This window comes from Halomonas sp. GXIMD04776, from assembly GCF_049808615.1.
GTDB lineage: Bacteria > Pseudomonadota > Gammaproteobacteria > Pseudomonadales > Halomonadaceae > Modicisalibacter.
The window spans coordinates 20,247-32,356 of the sequence record NZ_JBNCAN010000026.1; the positions used below are offsets into that span (position 1 = coordinate 20,247).

The following is a 12,110-nucleotide window of genomic DNA, read 5'->3' on the forward strand; positions in this document are numbered from 1 at the left end:
CGCTTTCGCATGCCACCAGAGACGAGACTGCACGCCATGAAGACCATCACCACGCGCACGCTACACGCCATCAAGCACGCCGGTGAAACATTCAGCTGTTTGACCGCTTATGATGCTTCCTTTGCGCGCATTGCGAGCCAAGCGGGCATCGAAGTGTTGTTGGTCGGTGATTCCCTGGGGATGGTGTTACAAGGGCACTCCACCACCCTGCCGGTCACCCTGGAGGATATTTGCTACCACACGCGCTGCGTCGCTCGCGGCAAGGAAAAGAGCCTGTTGATGGCCGATCTGCCCTTCATGAGCAACGCAAGCCAGGAGCGCCTGCTACAAGATGCCGGTGCCTTGATGCGTGCCGGTGCCGAGATGGTCAAGATCGAAGGAGAAGCCTGGCTTGCCGAGGGCATTCGCGAGTTGACACGTCGAGGCGTCCCGGTCTGTGCGCACATGGGGCTGACCCCTCAATCGGTGCATCAGTTCGGCGGCTACAGAGTACAGGGCCGGGATAGCACTCAAGCCGAGCGGATGGTGGCCGATGCCCAAGTACTGGTCGATGCCGGTGCCTCGATCATTTTGCTCGAATGCGTACCCGCGCACCTGGGTCGCATGATGCGCGACACCTTGGATGTACCGGTGATCGGTATCGGCGCGGGCGCCGAGGTCGATGGACAAATCTTGGTAATGCATGATGTCCTGGGTGTCAGCACTCGTCCCCCTCGCTTCGCCAAGAACTTCCTGACCGAGTCCGACTCGATCGAGGCCGCTTTCCGCGCTTATCATGAGGCTGTAAAAGCACGCCGTTTCCCCAGCGAAGAGCACAGCTTCTGATGCAGATCCTGACCACCATCGAGACGTTGCGCCAAACATTAACCCCTCATCGGCAGCAAGGTGCCAAAATCGCTCTAGTGCCCACCATGGGCAATCTGCATGCAGGTCATATTGCCTTGATTGAAGTGGCTCGACGGCACGCCGACATTGTAGTGGCAACGATTTTCGTCAATCCTATGCAATTCGGTGCAGGCGAAGACCTGGACGCTTACCCGCGCACCCTTGTTGAAGACCAGAGCAAGCTGGAGGCGGCCGGCTGCGATCTGCTGTTTACACCCGCCAATGACATGCTCTACCCCCAGGGCCTCGATGCCCACACCAAGGTGCGCGTGCCCGTGGTGTCGGAGGGTCTTTGTGGTGCCAGCCGCCCCGGCCATTTTGAAGGCGTCGCGACGGTAGTCACGCTATTATTCAATCTGGTGCAACCGGATATCGCCTGTTTCGGCGAGAAGGACTATCAGCAGCTGGCCGTGATTCGCAAGCTGACCGCCGATCTGCATTTGCCCATCGAGATCATCGGCACCCCCACCATTCGTAATGATGATGGCTTGGCATTGTCATCGCGCAATGGCTATCTCGATGCCGCTCAGCGTGCTCAGGCACCCATGCTATATGACGCTCTATGTCGTGCCCGGGACGCACTCGAGGATGGCGTGCCGCCGGACGACGTGCTGCGCGAGGCGCTAACAAGGCTTACAGCAGCAAATTTCAAACCGGATTATCTCGAATTGCGTCGTGCCGATGATCTTGGCCCGGTGAACGATACGACACAGCACGCCATCCTGCTCGCAGCCGCTCACCTGGGGCCAACACGGCTGATCGATAACATCCCCGTCTCGCTATCGGCTAATTGACTGAAAGTCGCATCAAGAAATGCTGAATCAGACTGATTCCTTGGTCATGGCACGTATTAGCGATTGCGGCGGTGCCCATGGGTCTCCTATGCTGGTAACGGGACTATTCGCTCGAACAAAAGGAGTTTCACATGCAAGATGTGGTTATTGTCGCCGCTCGCCGCACCGCCATCGGTACCTTTGGCGGTTCGCTCTCCACGATTCCTGCCAAGGAGCTAGGGGCTCGTGTCATCAAGGATATTCTTGCTAATACCGGCGTCTCTCCCGATCAGGTCGACGAGGTGCTGCTCGGTCAAGTATTGACAGCGGCTTGTGGGCAGAACCCGGCCCGCCAGACCTCTATTCTCGCCGGCCTACCGGACGCCGTACCTGCCATGACCATCAACAAAGTCTGCGGCTCCGGTCTCAAGGCACTGCATCTGGCCACTCAAGCCATTCGTTGTGGCGATGCGGAATTGATTCTGGCCGGAGGTCAGGAAAACATGTCGTTATCTCCTCATGCCTTGCCCAACTCCCGTACCGGACAGCGCATGGGTGACTGGAAGGCACTCGACACCATGGTGTACGACGGCCTCTGGGATGCCTTCAACGATTATCACATGGGCATCACCGCCGAGAACCTGGGTGAAAAGTACGGCATTACCCGGGAGCAGATGGACGAATTCGCGGCCACTTCCCAGCAGAATGCTGCCGCCGCCATCGACTCCGGACGCTTCGACAGTCAGATCGTGCCGATCGAGATACCTCAGCGCAAGGGCGATCCTATCGTCTTCGACAAGGATGAAGGGCCCCGCGCCGGCATCACCGCCGAGAAGCTCGGGGGCATGAAGCCTGCCTTCAAGAAAGATGGTGCCGTGACTGCCGGCAACGCCTCGGGAATCAATGATGGGGCCGCCGTTGCCATGCTGTGTTCCGAGTCCAAAGCGCGGGAATTGGGTCTTGAGCCCCTAGCACGCATCAAGGCCTACGCCAATGCGGGTGTTGACCCGTCAATCATGGGCATCGGTCCGGCGCCTGCCACGCGTCGCTGTCTCGAGAAGGCCGGCTGGAGCATGGATGAACTCGATCTGGTCGAAGCCAATGAAGCCTTCGCGGCTCAAGCACTGGCGGTGAACAAGGAATTGGGCTGGGATACCAGCAAGATCAACGTCAATGGCGGTGCCATTGCCCTCGGCCACCCTATCGGAGCCTCGGGCTGTCGAGTGCTGGTCACCCTTTTGCACGAGATGATCGCTCGAGATGCCAAGAAAGGCCTAGCGACGCTGTGTATCGGTGGCGGACAAGGTGTCGCCCTCGCCATCGAAAGATAACGGTTTGAAAGAGGTTCAATAAAGACGCCCCGGCAGTTCACTGCCGGGGCGTTTCTTTTACCGCTTGAAAGTCGCCTAGGTGTTACTCGGCTAGCTCGGCCTCGAAGGCGGCCTTTTCTTCGGCGCCGATCTCCTTGATCGACAGCTTCACACGGTTGCGGTTGTCGATGTCCAGCACCTTGACCGTGACCTCATCGCCTTCATTGAGAAAGTCGCGCACGTCATTGACACGTTCCGGCACGATCTGCGAGATGTGAACCAACCCGTCGGTGCCGGGCATGAAATTGACGAAGGCACCGAAGTCGGCAATACGCACCACCTTGCCCCGGTAGAGCTTGCCGATCTCGGCTTCGGCGGTAATACCGAGCACGATATCGATGGCCTGCTTGGCCGCTGCCTTGTCATCGGCGTAGATACGCACGGTGCCATCGTCGTCGAGGTCGATCGAAGCGCCGGTATCATCACAGATCTTCCGGATAGTCGCGCCACCCTTGCCGATGACATCACGAATCTTGTCCGGGTCGATCTTGATGGTGGCCATGGACGGTGCGTTTTCGGACACTTCCGTGCGGCTCTGACCAATCACCTGATTCATCTGACCGAGGATATTCTGGCGCGCCTCATGAGCCTGCTGCAGCGCCGTCTCCATGATTTCCTCATTGATGCCCTCGATCTTGATATCCATCTGCAGCGCAGTGACGCCCTTGGCGGAACCGGCAACCTTGAAATCCATGTCGCCGAGGTGATCCTCGTCACCCAGGATGTCGGTCAGCACGGCAAACTTTTCGCCATCCTTGACCAAGCCCATGGCAATACCCGCCACCGGCGCCTTGAGCGGTACGCCGGCGTCCATCAAGGCCAGTGAGGTACCACAGACCGAGGCCATGGAACTGGAGCCGTTGGATTCGGTAATTTCGGACACTACCCGGATGGTATAAGGAAACTCTTCATCACTGGGCAGCATGGCCTGCACACCGCGGCGTGCCAGACGACCATGACCGATCTCGCGCCGCTTAGGGCCACCCATGAAACCAGCTTCGCCTACGCAGTAAGGAGGAAAGTTGTAATGCAGTAGAAAACGATCCTTGCGTTCGCCTTCCAGGGATTCGATCAACTGAGCATCGCGCAGCGTCCCCAGGGTGGCGATAACCATCGCCTGGGTCTCGCCACGAGTGAACAGTGCCGAGCCATGGGTACGCGGCAGCACACCGACCTGAATGTCCAGAGGGCGTACGGTCTTGTGATCGCGACCGTCGATGCGCGGCTCGCCATCGATCACCCGACTGCGCACTACGCGCTTCTCGAGGCCGGCGAAGGCGCCGCTTACTTCATCGGCACTGAACCGGGCATCGTCACCACTCGCCAGTTGTTCGACCGCCTCGGCCTTTAGGGCTGACAAGGCATCCTGACGCGCCATCTTGTCAGTCACCCGATAGGCATCACCGATCTTCGCCTCAAAGCCGCTTGCCAGGGCGTCCTTAAGCGAGGTATTTTCCGGCGTCGCTTGCCATTCCCACTTGGGCTTGCCTGCCTCGCCAACGAACTCATTGACCGCCTGGATGGCCACCTGCATTTCCTGGTGGGCGAAGAGCACCGCGCCGAGCATTTCGTCCTCGAGCAACTCCTTGGCCTCGGATTCGACCATCAGCACGGCCTTCTCGGTGCCGGCAACAACCATGTTGAGTTCGGAGGTCGTCAGCTCTTCGACGCTGGGGTTGAGGAAGTAGCCCCGCTCCTCGCTGAAGGCCACCCGAGCGGCCCCGATCGGTCCATTGAAAGGCACGCCGGAAATCGCCAGCGCCGCAGAAGTACCAATCATCGCAGCGATATCCGGGTCCTGATTGCGATCGGCGGACAGCACGTTGCAGATGACCTGGACTTCATTCATGAAGCCCTTGGGGAACAGCGGACGAATCGGGCGGTCGATCAGTCGCGAGGTCAACGTTTCCTTTTCGGTCGGACGGCCTTCGCGCTTGAAGAAGCCACCTGGAATCTTGCCTACCGCGTAGGTCTTTTCCTGGTAGTGCACGGAGAGTGGGAAAAAATCCTGGCCCGGCTTGGTGTCCTTACGCGCAACCACAGTACACAGCACCACGGTGTCGTCCATGGTGACCTGCACGGCGCCGGTGGCCTGACGGGCGATACGTCCTGTTTCGAGTGTGACGGTGCTTTGACCGTACTGAAATGTTTTCTTGACCGGATTCACGGTGACGTCCTTTACCTTGTCGATTTCATGTGGGTCGTTTTGACTCGGCGACTATTCTAGCAGTCCAATGGGAGCACGGGTTAATCATCCGCCGTTCAAAAACGCGAAACGGGCAGCCCTCGGGCCACCCGTTTCGTTGTATCTCTTGCTTGCGCAGGAAAAAGAATTCCCTTTTCCTCAGCGACGCAGGCCCAGACGCTGGATCAATGTCTGATAACGCTCCAGATCCTTGCGCTTGAGGTAGTCAAGCAGCTTACGGCGCTGATTGACCATGCGGATCAGACCACGACGGGAATGATGATCCTGCTTGTTGGACTTGAAATGGGACTGCAGGCCATCGATGTTGGCGCTCAGCAGTGCTACCTGCACTTCCGGGGATCCGGTATCGTTCTCACCACGGCCGTATTCGTTGACGATTTCAGCCTTCTTTTCAGTGGTCAATGCCATCTGTGTCTCCAGTAAGCAATATGCCTGAGATGATAAATGTCGGAGACCACGCATATTTGCAGTCTCCATGAGGCGTCGCTATCGGTTAGCAACAAGGCTACTCGCGCTCATTGCGTGGTAGCCACCAGTCGACGGGGGGTTACCTCTCCCGCCACGAGGATTGTGACCAACCCCAAAAAGGTGTCGTCACGATACAAGCGCGCCAGGCTATTTGTCGACAGTCCTTCGGTGCTCATTTGTACCCGTTGACCCAGCATCAAACGCCTCGCCGCGCCATCTTCGACGTCCAACCTTGGCAAGTGTTCCACCAAGGCGTCCATTTTCAGCAACCACTCTTCACGCCCTGCTGAATCACTCGTTGACTCCAGCACCTCCAACGAGACCATATCGTCGGCGTCGAAGGGCCCTGTTCGCAATCGCCGTAGCGCGGTGATATGCGCGCCACACCCTAGCGCTTGGCCGATATCCTCGGCCAGAGTCCGTATGTAGGTGCCCTTGCTGCAAGCCACTTCAAGCTCGAAACCCGTGGCATCGCGCGCGAGAAGCCGCATATCATAAACCGTCACGCGGCGCGGCGCACGCGCAATCGTCTTGCCTTGACGTGCCAGTTCATACAGAGGCCGCCCTTGGTGCTTGAGGGCCGAATACATGGGCGGTATTTGATCGATTTCACCACGAAATGCCGACAGTGCTTTTTCGATATCGTCTTCGGTGAGCGGTACGATTGGATGGCGCTCGATCACCTCACCATCCGCATCACCGGTATCGGTGATCTCGCCGAGACGCACATAGGCTCGATAACATTTGTCCGCATCCAGCAGATAGGATGAGAACTTGGTCGCTTCACCGAAGCACACCGGCAGGAGCCCCGTGGCCATCGGATCCAGCGTCCCGGTGTGTCCCGCCTTTTGCGCCTGAAACAATCGACGAGCCCGCTGCAGCGCCTGATTGCTCGACATCCCTTGGGGCTTATCAAGCAACAGCACGCCATCTACCGATAGTCCGCGACGACGACGCGCCATCAGTGCTTCTCTTCTCCCGGCGGTCGTTCACGACTCTGGGCATCATCTTCGTGGTGAACACGATCCGACTCGACGGCCTGATCGATCAATGAGGAAAGCGCGTGGCCGCGCACCACGCTTTCATCGTAATGAAAACGCAGTTCCGGGACATGACGTAGTTTGATGCGTCGAGCGATCTGACTGCGCAGGAAACCGGCGGCATGTTTGAGTACCGCCAGGTTTTCCTGAACGCGCCCAGGATCGTTGTCACCCAACAGAGTGATGTACACCTCGGCGTAACCAAGATCACGACTGACCTCGACCCCACTCACGGTCACCATACCCAGGCGCGGGTCCTTGACCTCGCGCTGGATGAGCACCGCCAGCTCCTGCTGAAGCTGGTCGGCCACCCGATCGGTACGCTTGAATTCGCGCATTTATTCCCCTTCGCGACCTTATAGGCTGCGCTCGACCTTCACCTGATCGAAGACCTCGATTTTGTCGCCGACCTGGACGTCGTTGTAATTCTTGACGCCGATGCCGCACTCCATGCCGTTGCGCACCTCGTTGACATCGTCCTTGAAGCGCCGCAGCGATTCCAGCTCGCCTTCATAGATGACCACGTTCTCGCGCAGTACGCGGATCTTCTTGTGGCGATGCACGGTGCCTTCAACGACCATACAGCCCGCCACAGCACCGATCTTGGGTGCCTTGAACACATCGCGCACCTCGGCGATACCGACGATATCCTCGCGCCATTCCGGTGCCAACATGCCGCTCATGGCCTGCTTGACCTCATCGATGAGCTGGTAGATGACGCTGTAATAACGTAGATCCAGCCCCTCGCGCTCGATGATTTCTCGGGCGGCGGCATCGGCACGCACGTTGAAGCCGACCACGATGGCATCACTCGCCAACGCCAAGTTGGCATCGGTACCGGTGATACCGCCGACCCCGGAGGAGACCACAGCCACCTGAACTTCGTCGGTGGAGAGCTCTTCGAGAGCCCCACGAATCGCCTCCAGCGAGCCTTGTACGTCGGCCTTGAGCACGATGTTGACCTTGGCCACCTCGTCCTGCCCCATCTGGCTGAACATGTTCTCCAGCTTGGCCTTCTGCTGGCGTGCCAGACGCACTTCGCGATACTTGCCCTGACGGAAGTTGGCGATCTCTCGCGCCTTCTTGTCGTCGGCCAGTACCATGAAGTCTTCACCGGCTTCCGGCGTGCCGTCGAGGCCCTGAATTTCCACCGGCATGGCCGGCCCCACTGACTCGACCTGCTGGCCGAGTTCATTGGTCAACGCCCGTACACGACCGTAATGCAGCCCGGCCAGTACGATATCGCCACGCCGCAAGGTACCGTTCTGCACCAACACGGTGGCCACGGGACCACGCCCCTTGTCGAGACGCGATTCGACCACGACACCTTTGCCCGGCGCTTCCGGCACGGCCTTGAGCTCCAGGACCTCGGAGACCAACAGTACGGCCTCCAGCAAGGCGTCGATGCCTTCGCCGGTCTTGGCAGAGACGTGCACGAACTGCGTATCGCCCCCCCACTCTTCGGAGATGACGCCGCGCTGGGACAGCTCGTTCTTGACCCGATCCGGATCGGCGCCCGGCTTGTCGATCTTGTTGACCGCGACGACCAGCGGTACCTCAGCCGCCTTGGCGTGTTCAATCGCCTCGACGGTCTGCGGCATCACACCATCGTCCGCCGCAACCACCAGGATGACCACGTCGGTTGCCTGCGCACCGCGAGCACGCATGGCGGTAAAGGCCGCGTGACCCGGCGTATCCAGGAAGGTGACACCGCCATGCTTGTCTTCGACATGATAGGCGCCGATGTGCTGGGTAATGCCGCCGGCCTCACCAGTCGCCACCTTGGTACGGCGAATGAAGTCGAGCAGCGACGTCTTGCCGTGATCGACGTGCCCCATGACCGTGACCACGGGTGAGCGTGTAATCTCGTCACCTTCGTAGGAGATACCCTCGAGCACCTCGGTCTCCAGCGCGTCGTCCTTGACCAGCTTGGGCGTATGCCCCATTTCCTCGACGACGATCGCCGCAGTGTCCTGGTCGATGGTCTGGTTGATGGTAACTGCCGCCCCCATGGTGAACATGGCCTTGATGACTTCGTTGGCCTTGATCGCCATCTTGTCCGCCAGTTCCGCAACACTGATCGACTCGGGGATTGCTACCTCGCGCACGATCGGCTGGGTCGGCTTCTGGAAAGAGTGTTTGCCGCCGCTCTGGCCACTGCTACGGCGGCTACCGCGACGCTCGGCACGCTTGACCTTCTTGCCACTTCCACGACGGCGTTCGCTGCGCTCCTCGCGATCTTCATCACGGCTGGTATCGCGCCCCTTCTTGGCCGGTGCCTTCTTCTGTGCACGACGGTTATCGCTGCGCGGCTCCTTGGGCGGCGCCTCGACCACCGGCTCGTCATCACTGTCAGGAAGCACCGGTTCACTGGGAATGTCGTACTGAGGCGCTTGCACAGGTGCCTCATCCTGTGAGGGAGCCTGTGAGGCAGTCTCTTGGGGAGCGGGCGTAGCCGGCGCCTCCTGAGCAGCGGGAGTCTTGGCTTCTTCTGCCTGCTCCATCTGAGCGCGTTCCGCCTGCTCGGCCTCGGCAGCGCGAGCCTGACTCGCATTCGCCATGTCACCGACCAGTTGACGCGGTCCCTGCTCCTGCTCGGCAGGCTGCTCGGCGACCTCTTCTTCCGCACGCTTGACGTAAGTACGTTTCTTGCGCACCTGAACTTCGATGGTCTTACCGCGCCCTTCACCAGTCTTGATCCGGCTCTTCGTCTTGCGTGTCAAAGTGATGCGGTTCTTGGCTCCGGGACCGCCACCATGACTCTTGGTCAAATGGTCCAGCAGACGTTGCTTGTCCTCTTCGGACACGGCATCACTCTCGCCCTGATGCGGAAGACCGGCTTCCTTCATCTGCTCCAGTAGACGGGACGTATCTCGACCCACCTTGACTGCAAAATCCTTCACTGTCATTTCTGACATTACGACCCTCCTGAGCCCGTGACCTAGTTACTTTCGCTTGCGAACCAGGGCGCACGGGCGGTCATTATCAGTGACGCGGCGCGCTCTTCGTCAATGCCCTCGATGTCCTTCAGATCATCCACGGCCTGCTCGGCAAGGTCTTCCATCGTGACGATACCGCGGCTGGCCAGAATAAAGGCCAGGTGGCGATCCATCCCTTCCATTTCCAGCAGATCGTCGGCAGGTTGAGCGCCGTCGAGAACCTCTTCGGAAGCAATCGCCAGATTCAGCAGCTCGTCCTTGGCTCGCGAGCGTAGTTCTTCTACCAGGTCTTCATCGAATTCTTCTATTTCCAGCATTTCCTCGAGAGGCACATAAGCCAACTCTTCTAGAGAGGTAAAGCCCTCTTCAACCAGTATGCGTGCCAGCTCTTCATCGATCTCCAGATGATTGATGAAGTACTCGACCAGACTGTCGACCTCCTGTTCACGCTTGCCTTCGGCTTCGTCTTCGGTCATCACATTGAGCGCCCAGCCGGTCAACTCACTGGCCAGACGTACGTTCTGCCCGCTGCGACCGATGGCCTGCGCCAGATTGTCTTCAGCGACAGCAACATCCATGGAATGCGCATCTTCGTCGACGAGGATTGAGGCTACTTCCGCCGGCGCCATGGCGTTGATGACCAATTGAGCGGGATTATCATCCCACAGGATGATATCCACGCGCTCATTCTGCAGCTCGTTGGAAACCGCCTGGACCCGGGAGCCTCGCATCCCCACACAAGCACCCACCGGATCAATGCGTCGATCGTTGGTCTTGACCGCGATCTTGGCCCGAGACCCCGGATCCCGGGCTGCGCCCTTGATTTCGATGAGCTGCTCGGCGATCTCAGGCACTTCGATCTTGAACAGTTCGATAATCAGGTCTGGACGCGTCCGGGTAAGAATCAATTGGGCACCGCGGGCTTCCGGCTCGACCTTCCATAGCAGGGCGCGCACACGCTCGTTCATACGATAGCGCTCGCCCGGGATCATCTCGCTACGCGGCAGAAAAGCTTCGGCGTTGTCGCCCAAATCGATGATCAGTCCGTCCCGGGTGGTCTTCTTGACGATGCCCGCCACCGGCTCGCCTTCACGCTCGGCGTATTGACGCACGACTTGAGCGCGCTCTGCCTCGCGCACCTTCTGTACGATGACCTGTTTGGCGGTCTGAGCGGCGATGCGCCCGAACTCGGCGTTCTCGATGCGCTCTTCTACCACATCGCCCAAGGTCAGAGGAGGATCACGGCGCTCTGCATAGGACTGCTTGATTTCGGCATCGGGGTTCTCGAACTCGTCGTCCTCGATGACCACCCAACGACGAAACGTTTCATAGTCACCCGTCATGCGATCGATCTTGACTCGGACGCTTGCTTCCTCACCTTCAAAGCGCTTGCGTGATGCACTTGCCAGCGCCGCCTCGACTGCCTCGAAGATGACGTCGCGGGGCACGCCCTTCTCATTCGAGATCGCATCAACAACCAGCAGAATCTCTTTACTCATGCTAAAGCCTCGCCAGAAAACCAGTCCTCAGGTATCGAACTGCGGAACAATCCGCGCCTGCTCGATCCCGTCAATGGGAAAGCAGTACTCTTCTCCCTCGAGATGCAGCAATACCTCGTCATTCTCGATACCTGCCAGCAACCCCTTGAACTTGCGCCGGCCGTCATAGGGCGCCCGCAGGCGCAACGCCACATTGTTGCCCTTGTAGCGCTCGAACTGCTCAAGGGTGAACAGTGGACGATCCATCCCGGGAGACGACACTTCCAGCCGATACTGACCGGGAATGGGATCCTCGACATCCAGAATCGCACTGACTTGACGGCTCACGTCCGCGCAATGGTCGACGGTGACTCCCTGAGGACTGTCGATGTACACCACCACACGTGAGTGTTTGCCTTGAGCAGTGCGCTCGACGCCCCAGAGCTCAAAACCCATGGCCGTTATCGTCGGTTCAATGAGCGCCTTCAGCACGGCATCTTTGATTGCCACAAACAAAAGCTCCTACAACAGTTGCATCAGGCACCTGACCAGGAGTGAAAGGAAAGCTAGGTGGCTGACTGATGTTAGCCTCGAGAAGCAAACCACTAACAAAAAGCCCCTTCAAAAGAAGGGGCCTTGCACAAGAAACTTGGTAGCGGGGGCCGGATTTGAACCGACGACCTTCGGGTTATGAGCCCGACGAGCTACCAGACTGCTCCACCCCGCAACATAGGCTAACAAGTATAAAAACTTGCTCACCCCTCGGTCAAGGAAGGGCGATCGCTTGATGGAATCAATCAAGCATATGCCATTCCGCCCCTGAAACAAAGACGAACACTATTTGGTGCCGAAGGGGGGACTTGAACCCCCACGACCATAAGGTCACTACCCCCTCAAGATAGCGTGTCTACCAATTCCACCACTTCGGCAACAGGGGGTGAACGAATCGGA

Annotated in this window: 10 protein-coding genes and 2 tRNA genes; 3 read left to right on the forward strand and 9 right to left on the reverse strand. The window is 58.8% G+C overall.

Annotated features, from left to right (window positions below; all coding sequences use genetic code 11):
- The first annotated feature begins 36 nt into the window (after nt 1-36).
- The 3 genes from panB (at nt 37) to ACPF7Z_RS16200 (ending at nt 2,989) form a co-directional block, all read left to right on the forward strand.
- Nucleotides 37-825 carry a 3-methyl-2-oxobutanoate hydroxymethyltransferase gene (gene panB / locus ACPF7Z_RS16190; RefSeq protein ID WP_425194296.1) on the forward strand — a complete coding sequence of 263 codons (789 nt, stop codon included), beginning with the start codon at nt 37-39 and terminating at the stop codon, nt 823-825.
- Nucleotides 825-1,679, forward strand: a complete 855-nt coding sequence (gene panC / locus ACPF7Z_RS16195) for a pantoate--beta-alanine ligase (RefSeq protein WP_425194297.1) — start codon at nt 825-827, stop codon at nt 1,677-1,679. Before panB ends, panC begins: the two co-directional genes overlap by 1 nt.
- A gap of 131 nt (nt 1,680-1,810) precedes the next feature.
- Entirely contained in the window at nt 1,811-2,989 is a 1,179-nt protein-coding gene (locus tag ACPF7Z_RS16200) for an acetyl-CoA C-acetyltransferase (protein ID WP_425194298.1), read from the forward strand.
- 82 nt (nt 2,990-3,071) lie between these two features.
- Here the strand turns inward: ACPF7Z_RS16200 and pnp are convergent, their stop codons facing one another.
- The 9 genes from pnp to ACPF7Z_RS16245 form a co-directional block, all read right to left on the reverse strand.
- Nucleotides 3,072-5,195, reverse strand: coding sequence for a polyribonucleotide nucleotidyltransferase (gene pnp, locus ACPF7Z_RS16205; RefSeq protein ID WP_425194299.1), 2,124 nt, complete (start codon nt 5,193-5,195; stop codon nt 3,072-3,074).
- A gap of 177 nt (nt 5,196-5,372) precedes the next feature.
- Nucleotides 5,373-5,642, reverse strand: a complete 270-nt coding sequence (rpsO, locus tag ACPF7Z_RS16210; protein WP_425194300.1) for a 30S ribosomal protein S15 — start codon at nt 5,640-5,642, stop codon at nt 5,373-5,375.
- A gap of 107 nt (nt 5,643-5,749) precedes the next feature.
- Complete coding sequence (gene truB, locus ACPF7Z_RS16215; RefSeq protein WP_425194301.1) at nt 5,750-6,664, reverse strand: tRNA pseudouridine(55) synthase TruB; 915 nt, start codon at nt 6,662-6,664, stop codon at nt 5,750-5,752.
- Nucleotides 6,664-7,080 carry a 30S ribosome-binding factor RbfA gene (gene rbfA, locus ACPF7Z_RS16220; RefSeq protein WP_425194302.1) on the reverse strand — a complete coding sequence of 139 codons (417 nt, stop codon included), beginning with the start codon at nt 7,078-7,080 and terminating at the stop codon, nt 6,664-6,666. The genes truB and rbfA overlap by 1 nt, the downstream gene beginning before the upstream one ends.
- Before the next feature lie 18 nt (nt 7,081-7,098).
- Nucleotides 7,099-9,660 carry a translation initiation factor IF-2 gene (gene infB / locus ACPF7Z_RS16225; protein WP_425194303.1) on the reverse strand — a complete coding sequence of 854 codons (2,562 nt, stop codon included), beginning with the start codon at nt 9,658-9,660 and terminating at the stop codon, nt 7,099-7,101.
- Between the two features lie 23 nt (nt 9,661-9,683).
- The gene (nusA, locus tag ACPF7Z_RS16230; RefSeq protein WP_425194304.1) at nt 9,684-11,180 is read right to left on the reverse strand and encodes a transcription termination factor NusA; all 1,497 of its coding nucleotides are present in this window, start codon (nt 11,178-11,180) and stop codon (nt 9,684-9,686) included.
- 27 nt (nt 11,181-11,207) lie between these two features.
- Nucleotides 11,208-11,669 (reverse strand): ribosome maturation factor RimP, encoded by a 462-nt coding sequence (rimP, locus tag ACPF7Z_RS16235; protein WP_425194305.1) that lies wholly within the window; start codon nt 11,667-11,669, stop codon nt 11,208-11,210.
- Between the two features lie 140 nt (nt 11,670-11,809).
- Nucleotides 11,810-11,886 (reverse strand) — tRNA-Met (locus tag ACPF7Z_RS16240).
- Between the two features lie 115 nt (nt 11,887-12,001).
- Nucleotides 12,002-12,088 (reverse strand) — tRNA-Leu (locus ACPF7Z_RS16245).
- Between the last annotated feature and the right edge of the window lie 22 nt (nt 12,089-12,110).

Excerpts from the sequence above, each read along its gene's own strand:
- panB (WP_425194296.1), top strand. The coding sequence starts at position 37 with ATGAAGACCATCACCACGCGCACGCTACACGCCATCAAGCACGCCGGT.
- panC (WP_425194297.1), top strand. The coding sequence starts at position 825 with ATGCAGATCCTGACCACCATCGAGACGTTGCGCCAAACATTAACCCCT.
- ACPF7Z_RS16200 (WP_425194298.1), top strand. The coding sequence starts at position 1,811 with ATGCAAGATGTGGTTATTGTCGCCGCTCGCCGCACCGCCATCGGTACC.
- rpsO (WP_425194300.1), bottom strand. The coding sequence starts at position 5,642 with ATGGCATTGACCACTGAAAAGAAGGCTGAAATCGTCAACGAATACGGC.
- truB (WP_425194301.1), bottom strand. The coding sequence starts at position 6,664 with ATGGCGCGTCGTCGTCGCGGACTATCGGTAGATGGCGTGCTGTTGCTT.
- rbfA (WP_425194302.1), bottom strand. The coding sequence starts at position 7,080 with ATGCGCGAATTCAAGCGTACCGATCGGGTGGCCGACCAGCTTCAGCAG.
- infB (WP_425194303.1), bottom strand. The coding sequence starts at position 9,660 with ATGTCAGAAATGACAGTGAAGGATTTTGCAGTCAAGGTGGGTCGAGAT.
- nusA (WP_425194304.1), bottom strand. The coding sequence starts at position 11,180 with ATGAGTAAAGAGATTCTGCTGGTTGTTGATGCGATCTCGAATGAGAAG.